This window comes from Lapidilactobacillus luobeiensis (assembly GCF_024345205.1).
In the GTDB taxonomy this organism is placed as follows: Bacteria; Bacillota; Bacilli; order Lactobacillales; family Lactobacillaceae; genus Lapidilactobacillus; species Lapidilactobacillus luobeiensis.
Genome location: NZ_BROC01000005.1, coordinates 70189 through 83819, shown reverse-complemented (window position 1 = coordinate 83819; position 13631 = coordinate 70189). Strand labels below are relative to the sequence as shown.

The window sequence follows — 13631 nt, the reverse complement described above, 5'->3', positions numbered from 1 at the left end:
CAGTAACTCTGCGTAGTAAAGTCCGTCTCTAGCATGATGCTTCAGCGCCAATTTCTTGCTAAACTAAGAGTATCAAATAAGGAAAGTGGCAATTATGATTCTAACAATCGTGCTAATCACCACGCTGTTATCGGCGTGGTATCGCGGCTACAAACGTGGCCTGATCAAGGAATTACTTTATAGTGTGGGAACGTTGCTGGTGTTTCTACTGGCGCTTTTTTATGATAAACAATTGGGGAGTTTGTTGGTCAAAGTAGCGACTAATTATGACCTGAGTAACGAAATGACGGCGTTTATCGGTCAATCAGTCGGCTTCTGGGTGATCATGTTCGTCGGCCATCTGGTGATTCGCTGGATCGGTCGCTTGTCGCAATCGGTCACATGGCTCCCCGTGATCAAGCAAGCTAATGGTCTTGGTGGCGCGCTGTTGGCGGGGTTGATGATGTACTTAGGGATCTTCTTGGCGTTGGCGATCTTGAACGTGATCCAGCCAGAATGGTACATGAACCAGTACATCAATTCACCGGTCGCTCAATTTGTCGTGGAGAAAACCCCGATCGTCAGTCAAAAAGTGATCGACTGGCTCTTCCATACCGATACGAATAGCTTTGTAAATGCTCTGTCGTTCTAAAATAGTAGTTTAGGCGGATATAAAAGGGAAAGTTGCAACATTCAACTTTCCCTTTTTGCGTTCTTTTGATAATTAAAGTGTACTATTTGGATAAAATCCGACTTGCTTAGTTGCCATGATCAATCTTTTGTTCGTAACTCTCTCAGCTCGTAGTAACCCGTTTTGTCTGTTCGATTAAAAATAATCACGCACAGCCGCTTTTTCGGGTTGGGGAAAGTATGAGTAGCGATGATGTTATCATGTTTAGGCTCTGTGTACGAAATCTTGGTTTTACGCGTTGGTGGCACGACGATTTCATAAGTTGGTCTAGCCTGTTTGGCGATCCGCGTTCGAATAAGGTGGTCGCCACGCGCGCCCAGTAAAATTCCAAGAAATAAAGTTAAAATAATCATGATGATCCGGTTCTCTTTGGCCATGTTTCTTTTTTTAACCATTTTTTTAACAACCTCCCTGTGATCAGCGCCACATAGAAAGCCAATGTGCTCTGAAATTGCCCTACCATTAATCTTTGCCCAATTGCCAGCTATACTGATTTCAAGCTTATTATATCATAATCTCACTGTGATGAAGCAGAGATGAATTTTTTTGATATTCTCAATATAATTTTTGCGATCCGAGGGAATTGACGGGGATGCGCTATGAAAAAATGATTCACCGGTTGCGTTGTGAACGGGATCGACACCAGCCAGTTTGTTGTCGCTAGCCCTTTTACACTGCGGTTTGCTTCGTCAGGCTAATTTCCGTTTCTTTAATCTGTAAAATTTGAACCATAGTTGTAAAAATCAGTTCAAGATAGCAACGAAATTGACAGGACGACGTTTTTTAGATTTGCTATACTCAATCTTGAAAGAGTGCGAGCCGACCCGGTCAGCTTCTGAGCATTAGCTTAGCCATTGTTTTGGAAGCTGGGCTTTGCTTCCAGAACAATGGCGTAGCTAAGCGGAAGAAGCTAGGTCGGTGAGCACGTTTTGAAAGAGAGTGCGAGCCGACCCGGGTAGTGCTTGAACATTAGCCTAGTCACTGTTTTGGGAGCCGATTTTAGCTCCCGGAACAGCGACGTAGCTAAGCGGAAAGCACTAGGTCGGCGAACACGTTTTGACAGTGCGGAGAGGTGCGGTTAGACCGTGAGTATTAATTTATCAGATTGACTAAGCTGCGCAGCACGTTTCAAACAGAAAGCGCAGAGGGCGCATTTAGAAAGGAGGCCGGGTATTTGAATATGATCAAGCAATTCAATGCCGCCATGGCTTATATCGAAGCAAACTTGACGCGGGAGCTCGATTCGGAACAAATCGCGCGGATCGCAGGCTGTTCTGAATATCATTTTCGCCGGATGTTTTCCTTTATGGCGGGCATGCCATTGGGCGAGTACATTCGCCGGCGCAAATTGGCTCTTGCGGCTGAAGTTTTGAGTTCCACGAACAAAAAAGTGAGCGATGTGGCGTATGATTTTGGTTACGAAACACCGGAATCTTTCAGTAAGGCGTTTCAGAAAGTTCACGGCGTCAACCCATCACAAATGAAACGCGCTGATGCTAGTTTTAAAAATCTTTTACCGCTGACTTTTCAATTAACGATCAAAGGAGGAACAACTATGGATTATCGCATTGTCCAAAAAGAGCCGTTTAAGATCGTCGGCTTTAAAAAACGGATCACCTTGCAATATAACGGGGTCAATCATCAAATAGAGGCCTTGACCGCCCGATTGACTCCCAAGATCATCGCTGAGCTCAAGTCATTTTGTGATCTGGAGCCGCGGGGAATGCTGAATGTTTCAGCGAACTTTGCTGGAGATCGCAGCGAAGGGTCTGAGCTGGATCAATATTTAGGGGTCGCCACCACGCAGGCTGTTACTGCTGATTACGATATTTTAGCCGTTCCGGCGGCAACTTGGGTCGTTTTCAATGTGGTGGGCAAGTTTCCCGAAGCCTTGCAAGCGACATGGGCGCAAATTTATAGCGAGTGGTTTCCCACCACAGATTATCAATTGACAGGTGGGCCAGAAATGTTGTGGAATGAGGTTCCGGATACAACCAAACCTGATTATCACAGCCAAATCTGGATCCCCGTGCAGAAAAAATAATGTAGTTGCCGCTCCCCGTCAACGTAATTTGCAAGGATCGTGGTTGAAACAACGTGATCGGGGCGCGCAAACAGATAGTTTTTGGCTCAATAAAGGAAGACGAAAGTGAGTGCCATGCACTTTTCGCCTTCTTTTTCAATTTTGTTAGAAAAACAGTCGTCTTCGGTAGTGACAGGATATATCGCAGAGGATCAGCTGCGTCAGCAAAGCCTAAGCTATCTCTCAGACAAGATCGTCATCCGGTCCAGCGTTCAAGCGCCTATCCTTAACGCTGAGGTGTCTAAGGGCAAACGCGGCTTTCCCAGTCTGGTGATTTCACGTATAATGAATAAGCTAAGGAAAGGTGATTTTATGTATAAAATGATTGTCAGCGATTTGGACGAGTCTTTGTTGAATGACGCCGGCCAGGTTTCGGAGCGGGATCGAGCGACGATTTTACGCTTGCAGGCGCAACAAATTAAATTCGTTCCCAACACTGGCCGTGGATTCGCGTCAGTGCAGGCCTTATTGAAAACGATCGGGACTTATCAACAACCAGATCAGTATGTGATTTCTTATAATGGCGGCGTGGTCGTAGCCAATCAAGCGAATCAAATTTTGCGCCATCACTATTTGCCCTTTGCCGTGGCCGACCAGCTTTATCGGTTGGCTTTGGCTGAGCCTGATTTGGGAATCCATTTGTACACGGTCCACCATGTTTACGTGCGCAATCTAGATGCCAATGAAGTGAGTTATATCAAATCTCGGGGCGTGGATGTTTTGCCCCTGACTGGCGCGGACCTGAGCGCCTTTGCAAAACGCCCGATCGTCAAGATCATTATGAAGAATCTAGATCCAGAAAAATTGGCCGCTTTTCGCGCCCGGGCGGAGCGCCAAGTCGCGGAACCTTTAACGGTGACCTATTCATCGAATCGCTATGTCGAGTTCAATCCGGCCAACGTTAATAAAGGCAGCGCCACCTTGGAGCTGGGGCAAGCGTTGGGGATCAAGCCTGAAGAGATCATTGCTTTAGGCGATAATGACAACGACTTCAGTATGATCCAAGCGGCCGGCTGTGGTGTCGCCGTGCAAAACGCCGTGCCCCATATCAAAGAAGCCGCTAATCTGATTTTGACCGCCAACAATAACCAAGATCCCATCACGGAGATCTATCAACGCCTATTTCAATAAAGAGATTGAAAATCACGCAGGTATGGGGTCAAGATAAGTTCGCGGAGCTCAGGAAACGATTTGTAGAATCAAAGTGTCACAGTTTCTTCAAATTTTATTCCCGCAAGAACCATAATTTGAACAAGAGCTTTTCAAACATTCAGGTTATAGTTATTAACATAGAAAGCAAAGGAAATGCAAGAGCACTTGCCCGGTGCGCTACAAGACCTTGTGATCTATAAACTCCAAACAAAACCCTAAACCTAAATAAGTCAGAATTGATTGCCCGTCAATGCTGACGATGTGCATAGTGGTTGCCCGCCACGAAGCACAAGTTCGTCACAATTGCCCGTTGTGATGAATAACCAATTAGTCGCACTTGCCCGGTGTGGCTAACAACCAAGTTTTTCTTCATTTTTACTCCTCCCCTTAAATAAAAGACGGCCAACATCTTGCCCGGATGTTGGTCGTCTTCTTGTTTTAACATGTTCGCTTCAGGAAAAAGTCAATCTGGGGCGACAAAACCATATTCGACGATCCGCAAATAGCGGGTCAGATCGGCCAACAGTGGTTCCATTTCCGCCACCGTGGTCACTTCTGGGTGGCTCAACAAATACTGTTGAAATTTCTCCAGATAACCGCTGGTGACATAATTCAAAACAGTTAGGGCATCGGTAGCTGTGATGCCTGGCTTGAAGGTCATTTTCGCAAAGACGGGCAGGACGAGCCGTTGGGTCAGATCCTGGTTCGCGACCATCATCTGCTCAACATACTGGCGACCACTGGCGGGTAATTGCTTGAGATGAATGAACCCATTCAATAATAATTGGAATTCCTGCGGGTATTGTAATTGCAGGCTGATTTTGTAGCGGGTGGCATTGGTGACCATCGCGACTAGATCGTCGGATTCCTGCCAAACCGTCTCGTCCATGATTGCCATCAGTCGGTCGTAAGCTTGTCGTAGCGTGGCCAAATAGAGTTGCTCTTTATTACCGAAGTATTTGAAGATCAGGCCTTTGGAGACCTGAGCTTTGGCGGCGATCGCGTCGACTTTGGTGGCTTGGTAGCCCGCACTGGCGAACAACGCTAACGCGGCCGCTTGCATGCGGGCTTTTTTGACCGGATCTTCTGGTAATCTTGTTCGTTTCATCATGTCTGCACTCATTTCTAATTGAAAATTTGATCGCGGCGACGGTAACCCCAAGCAGCTACGGCCAAAAGAATCACGCTGAGCCCGATCATCACGCCTAAGACTGACCAATCCAAGGGCTGCTGGGGGATGTTTTTGAACCAACCATAGGGCACGACTTTGACGACTTGGTCAGATAGTTGGAAAATATTCCGGAAGTACATCAGGACGAAACCAATGCCAGCGTAAGCCAACAAAAGGTGTCGCCACTTCGGCGCGAAAGCCAGCAAGACAGCGGCCACGGCGACGAACACTAAAACCGCGACACTGTTGGCGCCGAACATCTGCCAGAAATACTTCGCCGCCACTGGCTGGGGCAAAACCGCCACATTCCCTAAGTATAACCCGCAAACACCCGCGCCCAATGTTAGCCAGCCATTGATCAAGGCATAACCTACATAAGTGGCGCCTAGCCGGATGCGCCCGATCGGCTTTGCGGCGAACAATTCAATGTAACCCAATTGGCCGTCGCCGTAAAGACGATTGGTGAGAAAAAGCGCACGGATCACCGCGATCGTGACTAAAACGATACTCAAGGTGGCCATGAAAGTGACCACCACTTGATTGCCCGCCTGTTGGCGAGTTTGGTTGCCAATAGTTTGTTTGATCATCGGATTGCTGTCGATCATGTCGGCTAATGTGTTGAAAATCGAACCGTACATTAGGCCAATGATCAGCGCGCCAATCAGCCAACTCCAGAAGCTGCGGGCGTCTGTTTTGATCAAAGCAGTCAACGGTCCGCGTAAGAGCCGACTTTTGACCCGACCATTGCGCACGGCGATCAAGCCGGCGCCGAGATCACGGGCATCACTGGCCCAAAAAGCCCCAGCGAAAAGAACACCACTACTAAGCACCAATAAGCCCAAGGGCCACCAGTTATTCTGATAATAAGCGCCGGCCCGCTCCAGCCAGCCAAACGGCGACCACCAGTTGGCGCTGGGCTGGCTAACGTCGATCGACATCCGGACCAAGTAGGCCAAGCCCAGTAACGCTAGCGAGCTAGCCATTGCCGAGCGAGTTTCCGCCACGACTTGGGCCAGCAATAACCCGACCACGCCGAATAATAAACCGAAGGCAGCTGGTAACGTGGCCGTCAGCCAATCACCGCTCAAGTTGGCGCCAGTCATGTGGATCACCGACAGGCCGCCACCGACGAGCAGTAAGGTTGCCAAATTGAATAGCAAAACCTCCCAAAATCCGGCTAGCAAGAAAGCGTGCCGGCCAACGTTCTTGGCTTGGAGCAGTTCAACTAAGCCTGCTTCCTCCTCACCGCGAGTGGCGCTGATGGCGATCAAGAGGCTGGCCAAGCCGTACATCAAGCTCATGAACACCAACATTTCGCCGCTGAACATCACCGCGTCCGTCATCGCCACGTGCTCGGGAAAGTAGCCCAGAAAGGCGACCATCGCCGGCGTTTTCAAAGTGGCAATCAGCGATTCCCGCGCCGCTTCGTCTGGAAAAATCGTCCCGATCGCTGCCGCGTAACCAACCATCAAGCCTACTAGCCCTAGCAGCCAAAGGGTCAGTTTCAACCAGTCCCGGCGCAAGTTGAGCTGCAGCAAGCGCCCCGTTTGCGCAAAGTTATTTTTGAACATCGCCGGTCACCTCTGGTTCTGCCGCCTGATCGTAGTAGCGCATAAATAAGTCTTCTAAAGCGGGTGGGGCGATTTGCAAGTTCGTCACTGTCAAGGCGGCCACCGCTTGAAGCACCGGGGACAACGCCTCTGAATCCACGGCGAAAGTTGCCCGGGTCGTTTGGTGAGCGCTCAAGTGGAAATTGTGCACGCCGGTCAACTTAGCTAAGCTAGCGAGGTCACCCTGAGTGGTCACCGTCACGTTGGTCCGCGTCAAGTGCCGCATTTGCGTCAAGGAACCAACCTCGATGATTTTACCTTGACGAATGATGGCGATGGTATCGCCCATTTTCTCGACTTCGGAAAGAATGTGACTGGAGAGTAAGATTGCCTTACCCGCCGCTTTCAAGCGCGCCACCTCTTGCTGGAAGATGTTCTCATTCAAAGGATCCAGACCGGAAGTCGGCTCGTCGAAAATATAAAAGTCTACATCACTGGATAAGGCCGCGATCAACGCCACCTTTTGACGATTGCCCTTGGAATAAGTGCTGTTCTTCTTCGCCGGATCCAAATCGAAGGCTTGGATCAAAGCATCGGTTCGGGGCGTGTGCTGCTGACCACTCATTTTCAATAATAGGTCGATGGTTTGTCCGCCAGTGAAATTCGGCCACAAGTAAACATCCCCCGGCACGTAGGCCAAGCGTTCATGAATATTGACGGCGTCTTGCCAAGCATCTTGGCCGAAAACGGTCACGGTGCCACCATCCGCCTTGAGCATACCTAAGATCGTTCGAATCGTGGTCGATTTGCCGGCGCCATTGGGACCGATGAAACCCACGACTTCACCAGGGTTTACCTGTAAACTAACGTCACTAAGCGCGGTGAACTTGCCAAAGTTCTTGCGCAAGTGCTTGACTTGCAAAATCGGTTGAGCTGTCATGTTGTATCCTCCCCCAATCAGGTGGTTCTGGCCGCCTGATTTTCTAAAAACAGGATGATTATAATTCTTGATGACTGGCAAGTCAATGACTTTGCAGTCAATTTGATTTTGATGGAGGTTCTGACTGTCAATACTGAGTTGGGCAAGTTAGGAGATTGGCCGCAGCTTGCGCGGAACGTGGCGTTGGTGGTTGGCAGATGTGGTGGGGCTCCAGGTCGGGCTGGGGGTGGTGGAACGCTGCGGGCGTCACTTTGAGCTTTTCGGAAACCCGCCGAAAATCTCAAAGCTGAGCCTTATTCTAGGCGGCAGAGCCGCCAAGAATAATATCGCGGCTGACTCACCCCCAGCCCGGCCTTCCGCCGGCAAGCAAACGAACCACCAACGCCACGCTCCGCTCCAGCCGCTCAATGTTATAACAGCCGTTCGAGCACTCACGCCAATTGGCAAGCTATGGCTAATTGATGGGGAGCCACGCAATTGATGGCCATGGTTAGTGGTCACAATCTTTAAATTGGTGACACCAGCGCAGTCCGTCTGATGAACCAAGGTAGGTTTTTGATGAATCACCTGAATCAGTCGGCTTCCACCTATGGATTGTTACGGAAATGAGTAAAGATGTTCAACCTACACAAATGTCCCAGCCGGTTGCGCTCACGCGCAACACCCACCAAAAACTGCAATCAAGCGAGTAATCAAGAATAGCAGCTACATTTTCAAGAAAAGTCAGACCTGCGCCCGCTTTGTTGCGGCGGTTGTTATGCTATAATCAAATAAACACTTTGTCACTTGTGGAAGGATTTGGGAGGGTTATTGTGCTCGAATTAAAAGATATTAAAAAGTACTACCGCGTTGGTGAGACCGTTACAAAAGCGCTGGATGGCGTTTCGGTTGCTTTTCGTAAGCAGGAATTTGTGGCGATCTTAGGGCCTAGTGGTTCTGGGAAAACGACGCTGTTGAATATGATCGGCGGCTTGGATCAGTATGATTCTGGCGATATGGTCATCAACGGGAAATCGACGAAGAGCTTTAAACCGACGGATTGGGATGCTTACCGCAATAACTCGATCGGGTTTGTGTTCCAAAGCTACAATTTGATCGGTCATTTAGGCATTCTGGAGAACGTTGAATTAGGCATGACCTTAAGTGGGGTCAGTGGCGCGGAGAAGCGGCATCGCGCTGAGGACGCCTTGATTCGGGTCGGTCTGAAAGATCATTTGCATAAGAAGCCAAACCAACTTTCTGGTGGGCAGATGCAGCGGGTCGCGATCGCGCGAGCTTTGGCCAATGATCCGGATATTTTATTGTGCGACGAGCCGACGGGGGCCTTGGATACCGAAACTAGCGTGCAGATCATGGAATTGATTCGCGAGCTTTCCAGTGAGAAATTAGTGATCATGGTCACTCATAATCCGGAATTGGCAAAGCAGTACGCGGATCGGATCATTGAATTCTCTGACGGGAAGATTCGGCATGACTCTAATCCTCATCAGGAACGGCCAAAATCGGATCAGTTCCAATTGAAGCGGACGAAAATGAGTTTCTGGACGGCGCTTAATTTGTCGTTCAATAATATTCGGACGAAAAAAGGGCGGACATTTTTGACGGCGTTCGCTTCTAGTATTGGGATCATTAGTATTGGTGTTGTGCTGGCGTTATCTGGTGGTTTCCAGAAACAGATCGATCAGACCCAGACGAAAACGTTGGCGAAATATCCGATCACGATCTCGCAGCAGGCGACCGACTTGCAGGCGGCTTCGGCGGAGCAGCAGAAGGAAACCAAGCAGCTCAGTGGCAAGGGTACCGCGGTCACTGCCAAGATCAGCATGCAGCAAAAGGCGATGAAGACCAACAAGATCACCACAAAATACCTGAACTATGTCAAAGATATCGATCCGGCTTTGAGCAACAACATTGGTTATACCCGTTTGGTCGGCATGAACTTGTTGCGCAAAGTCGATGGCAAGGTCGAAACGGTGACTTTTTCCAGCGCTAGTAGCAGTAACTCTGGCGCCGCGGCGATGTCGGCCTCAACTGGTTTAGGCAGTTCCTCGTTTCCGGAGCAACTGGATCAAACCAAGGAGAATTTCCTGAAGAAGAATTATCGGTTGTTGTCAGGGAGCTATCCTGCCGCCGCCACTGACCTGGTGCTGGTGGTCAATTCGGATAACACGATCAATATCAACGCTTTGAAGAATCTCGGTTTTGACATCAACGATGGTGAGAAAATCGATTTCGATCAGCTAGTGGGCACCGAGATCCAATTGGTCGGCAATGATGACTATTACACGGCGTTGCCTACGGGGAACTACATTCCTAATACAGACGTCAGTTCTTTATATGACAAGAGTGGCAACCTCAAGCTCAAGATTGTCGGCGTGATCCGCGCGCGCAGCAATTCCAACATGGATCTATTATCCACTGGCGTTGCTTACAGCGACAAATTGGCGCGGCAGATCATTGATTTGAACCAAGACTCCGCGATCGTCAAAGCGCAAAAAGCGACCGACGTCAACGTGATGACCAACCAGAAGATGGACGCCACCACGAAGCAGACTTTCTTGGCCACATTAGGCGGCAGCAGTATGCCTTATAGCATCATGATCTATCCGAATAATTTCAAAGATAAAGATGCTGTTTTGAAGTATTTGGATAAATGGAACAAGGGCAAGAGCAAGGCGGATAAAATCACCTACTTAGACCTCGCTGGTACCGTGACCAATTTAACCGGTGGTTTGATGGACGCGATCACCTATGTGCTGGTCGCTTTCGCCGCGATCTCGCTGATCACCAGCATGATCATGATCGGGATCCTGACCTATACGTCAGTGCTGGAGCGGACCAAGGAGATCGGGGTGCTGCGTGCTTTAGGGGCCCGGAGCAAAGACGTGACCCGAGTATTCGACGCCGAAACCTTTATCTTAGGCGTTTCTTCCGGACTATTAGGGATCCTGATCGCCGAATTATTGACTTTCCCGATCAATTCCCTCTTGTATAATCTGACTGATTTGAAAAATGTCGCGATCCTCGATCCTGTCCAAGCGTTGATCCTTGTTGTGGTCAGCACCATCTTGACCATGTTAGGCGGGCACATTCCAGCTAGAATGGCCGCCAAGAAAGACGCCGCGATCGCGTTGCGCGCAGAATAGTTTGCGGCTTTCAATCGACCCAGAATAGTTTGTAGCTTTCAATAAACAGAACGGTTTGCAGCTTTTAATGAAAATAGACTCTTGCCAGTTTCGTTGGCAGGAGTCTATTTTTTAGGTCAACTTGGGTTGAAACGTGCTCACCGACCTAGCGTCTTCCGCTTAGCTACGCAATTGTTCCGGAAGCAAAGTGCGGCTTCCAAAACAATTGTTAGGCTAATGCTCAGAAGCTACCCAGGTCGGTTCGCACTCTGGTTTTGAAACGTGTTCGCCATCTTCGGATTTCCCACTTAGTTACGCAATTGTTCCGGAAGCAAAGTCCGCGCTGTCAAACCCATTGCTGGCCGTTTGATAATGATTTTCATTTTTTATCAGCTGCTAAATCAGTGCCTTGTGCCTGAACGGTTTGGTCGGCAAAGCGCCAGATTTGATCGTAGTAGTCCAGGTTGGTATAGTGATGGGCCACTTCGATCACGGTGACCGGTAATCTCAGTAAGAGGTCGCGAATCGTTTTGGCGCTGTCTGGGTCAAGACTGGCGGTGATCTCGTCGGCCAAAATAATCTGTTTACGATCGGCTAAGGCGCGGGCAATTTCGATTTTCAAGCGTTGCCCGCCGCTGATATTGGCGCCGTTTTGTTGGATAAGGAAGTCTAAAGGCGCTTCGCCCAACTGCTGGCTCAAGTCAACTTGCTTTAAAATCGCCGTCAGTTCAGCGTCAGCGATGGGCTTGCCCAAGCAGATATTGTCACGGATACTCAAATTGAAGAGGTGGGGCTGTTGGGCGATCAGACTGATATTCTGCTGGAAATCAGTTATATTCTGGGGCTGCTTACCACCGGTGCGCAGATAAATCGTTCCTGAATCCGGCTGTTGATTTTGCATCAATAGGTCGAGAAAGGTACTCTTGCCCACGCCGCTTTTGCCGGTGATCAGAACTTTCTGTCCGGCGCTAAGGGATAGGTCGACGTGCGCAAACAGTAAATGGTCCGCGAATTTTTTACTGACATCGCTAAGCGTTAAACCCACAAAATCGCTTAACGCTGGTGTCGCAGCTACACGCTGAGGTGTTGGTTGATGCAGAAAAGTGCCGATTTTCGCGCGCACGGCTTTGGTTTCCAACAAGTCACCAGATAAATAAATGATTTCTTGGAACTGATTTTTCAAACTGCCGGCGGTGCCCAACATCGCGACGAGCAGAACGATGGTGATCCGCGGATCAAAACGCATCAAATAGATACCTAAAGCGAAGGGAACTACGTCAGCGATACCTTTCAGCGGCCCGGATAAGGAGAACATCAACGCTTGTGTGTTGTGCAGATGTTGTTCAGCACGCTCCGTTTGTTCAAACTTACGCCGGGTCAGTTTCAGGAAAAAAGGTTGGGCTTGATGATTGTTGATCACTGTTTTTCCTTTGGCCAAATCAATAGCAGCGCTCAAAGAATACTCCCGTTGTTGGGAGAAGTGATTGCCTAGATCCGCCAACCCATGAGCCATGAAATGTTGCGGTAGCATCATCAGCCCGGCGCCCACCGCAAAACAAATTCCTACGGATAAATTCTGTGTCAGTAAGTAAATAATTGGGATCAAAGAGCGACAAAGGTATGTGGGCAAGGTCAGAATCGGAATGTAATAGTTCTCGCGAATCATCCGGACATCTTGAGAAACGATCGAAACGATTTCGTCTTCAGAATGGTTCGGCGTTGCCAAATATTTACGCAAACAGTCGACTTCAAGCGAAACACAGGCCTCTTTAAGGATGCTGTTGGTGACGACTTCGGTCAAGTAAAGCCCAAGGTAAACGATCAAATAGAGCAAGAGCCCCTTAACGCAGAACCAGAGGACGTCTGATAAACTGCTGTGGGCATTCATTCGACCGGCCCAAGTGGTGACCAAGGCAAAAGTTAAGGAAATAAATGAGTTAATCAGGGTGACAACGGCCAGCAAGCCCAGCTTATAATTGTGGATCCGACTGGCTAGATCAGCCAGACCAAGTTTTGGTGCCGATGTTGTATTCATCATTGCTCCTCATCTAGAAGTGTTATTGCGAAATCGTTCTCGGTTATTAGTAAGTCAAAGTATTTAAGAATATCACTTTTTCACTCGCGACCGCTCGCCGCAGAATAGCAATTTTTCTCTTTTAAGAAAGGGTATTGCGGTAAGATCTCGATCAATTGTGATTAGGTTATTTGCTTTTATGCCGTATTTTATCCAGCACAGACGATAGATTGTTTTAATTAAAAAAGAATTTTTAATAATACGATTTTTGAAAATAAGGACCTGCCCATGTGGGACCCTGCTAGCTATTCCTCACACATGAATCGGTGAAATCGAAGCTGGTATTATTAGAAAATGAGAAAGAATCAAATAATGCGCTATAATACATTATAATACAATAATTTTATTTTGCTTCATTTTTTCATATTATTAAAAAAATTGTCTAAATGCTGGGAAAGCTCGATGATCGATAGTGCAATGACAGATGAGCCGCAACATTCAATTGGCGAAATCTTCAAAAGATTTGCTAAGATCGCGGAGCTGGTTATTTTCGCGATTGGTTGCCGAAAGATAAAGTCCAGCTGTTTCCCTAAGAAAAGTGACACTGAATTTGGGCGGTCATCAATTTTCAATTGAAAATGGTTCCATTCTTGGCGGACTGCGGTATGATAGAGAGGAAAGAACAATTGTTTTGGGAAACGAAGTGTGGGTTCCAAAATCCTTGCTAGGCTAATGCTCAGGAGCTAACCGGGTCGGCTCGCACTCTATCAAAACGTGCTCACCACCCCAGTGCTTTCCGCTTAGCTACGTCACTGTTCCGGGAGCTGAAACCGGCTCCCAAAACAGTGACTAGGCTAATGCTCAAGCACTACCCGGGGTGGCTCGCACTCTATCAAAACGTGCTGCGAGGTGCAGACCGTTGCGCC

Annotated in this window: 10 protein-coding genes; 4 read left to right on the top strand and 6 right to left on the bottom strand. The window is 48.5% G+C overall.

The genetic code is table 11. The annotated features are described in order from the left end of the window. The first annotated feature begins 94 nt into the window (after window positions 1–94). Window positions 95–631: a CvpA family protein gene (locus tag OCU21_RS03005; RefSeq protein WP_261806030.1), complete on the top strand. Its 537-nt coding sequence runs from the start codon at window positions 95–97 to the stop codon at window positions 629–631. A gap of 119 nt (window positions 632–750) precedes the next feature. Here the strand turns inward: OCU21_RS03005 and OCU21_RS03000 are convergent, their stop codons facing one another. Next, window positions 751–1065, bottom strand: a complete 315-nt coding sequence (locus OCU21_RS03000; RefSeq protein ID WP_261806029.1) for a hypothetical protein — start codon at window positions 1063–1065, stop codon at window positions 751–753. A gap of 785 nt (window positions 1066–1850) precedes the next feature. Here OCU21_RS03000 and OCU21_RS02995 point away from each other — a divergent pair. Both OCU21_RS02995 and OCU21_RS02990 read left to right on the top strand, forming a co-directional pair. Continuing rightward, window positions 1851–2714, top strand: a complete 864-nt coding sequence (locus tag OCU21_RS02995) for an AraC family transcriptional regulator (RefSeq protein WP_261806078.1) — start codon at window positions 1851–1853, stop codon at window positions 2712–2714. A 351-nt stretch (window positions 2715–3065) separates the two neighbouring features. Next, window positions 3066–3884, top strand: a complete 819-nt coding sequence (locus OCU21_RS02990; protein ID WP_261806028.1) for a Cof-type HAD-IIB family hydrolase — start codon at window positions 3066–3068, stop codon at window positions 3882–3884. Between the two features lie 268 nt (window positions 3885–4152). On the opposite strand, the gene OCU21_RS02985 is transcribed toward OCU21_RS02990, so the two are convergent. From OCU21_RS02985 to OCU21_RS02970, 4 genes are read right to left on the bottom strand one after another with little or no spacing between them, the layout of a single operon-like run. Continuing rightward, complete coding sequence (locus OCU21_RS02985) at window positions 4153–4350, bottom strand: hypothetical protein (RefSeq protein WP_261806027.1); 198 nt, start codon at window positions 4348–4350, stop codon at window positions 4153–4155. Window positions 4351–4368: 18 nt separating this feature from the next. Then, complete coding sequence (locus OCU21_RS02980) at window positions 4369–5016, bottom strand: TetR/AcrR family transcriptional regulator (RefSeq protein ID WP_261806026.1); 648 nt, start codon at window positions 5014–5016, stop codon at window positions 4369–4371. A 14-nt stretch (window positions 5017–5030) separates the two neighbouring features. Next, window positions 5031–6647 carry an ABC transporter permease gene (locus OCU21_RS02975; protein WP_261806025.1) on the bottom strand — a complete coding sequence of 539 codons (1617 nt, stop codon included), beginning with the start codon at window positions 6645–6647 and terminating at the stop codon, window positions 5031–5033. Further along, window positions 6634–7566, bottom strand: coding sequence for an ABC transporter ATP-binding protein (locus tag OCU21_RS02970; RefSeq protein WP_261806024.1), 933 nt, complete (start codon window positions 7564–7566; stop codon window positions 6634–6636). The genes OCU21_RS02975 and OCU21_RS02970 overlap by 14 nt, the downstream gene beginning before the upstream one ends. An 812-nt stretch (window positions 7567–8378) precedes the next feature. Between OCU21_RS02970 and OCU21_RS02965 the strand changes: the two genes are divergently transcribed. Beyond that, complete coding sequence (locus OCU21_RS02965; protein WP_261806023.1) at window positions 8379–10712, top strand: ABC transporter ATP-binding protein/permease; 2334 nt, start codon at window positions 8379–8381, stop codon at window positions 10710–10712. Window positions 10713–11070: 358 nt separating this feature from the next. On the opposite strand, the gene OCU21_RS02960 is transcribed toward OCU21_RS02965, so the two are convergent. Beyond that, window positions 11071–12729, bottom strand: a complete 1659-nt coding sequence (locus OCU21_RS02960; protein WP_261806022.1) for an ABC transporter ATP-binding protein — start codon at window positions 12727–12729, stop codon at window positions 11071–11073. Window positions 12730–13631 lie beyond the last annotated feature (902 nt).

Coding starts and splice junctions, on each gene's coding strand:
- OCU21_RS02995 (WP_261806078.1), top strand. CDS start 1,851: ATGATCAAGCAATTCAATGCCGCCATGGCTTATATCGAAGCAAACTTG.
- OCU21_RS02975 (WP_261806025.1), bottom strand. CDS start 6,647: ATGTTCAAAAATAACTTTGCGCAAACGGGGCGCTTGCTGCAGCTCAAC.
- OCU21_RS03005 (WP_261806030.1), top strand. CDS start 95: ATGATTCTAACAATCGTGCTAATCACCACGCTGTTATCGGCGTGGTAT.
- OCU21_RS02985 (WP_261806027.1), bottom strand. CDS start 4,350: ATGTTAAAACAAGAAGACGACCAACATCCGGGCAAGATGTTGGCCGTC.
- OCU21_RS02970 (WP_261806024.1), bottom strand. CDS start 7,566: ATGACAGCTCAACCGATTTTGCAAGTCAAGCACTTGCGCAAGAACTTT.
- OCU21_RS02960 (WP_261806022.1), bottom strand. CDS start 12,729: ATGATGAATACAACATCGGCACCAAAACTTGGTCTGGCTGATCTAGCC.
- OCU21_RS03000 (WP_261806029.1), bottom strand. CDS start 1,065: ATGGTTAAAAAAAGAAACATGGCCAAAGAGAACCGGATCATCATGATT.
- OCU21_RS02980 (WP_261806026.1), bottom strand. CDS start 5,016: ATGATGAAACGAACAAGATTACCAGAAGATCCGGTCAAAAAAGCCCGC.
- OCU21_RS02990 (WP_261806028.1), top strand. CDS start 3,066: ATGTATAAAATGATTGTCAGCGATTTGGACGAGTCTTTGTTGAATGAC.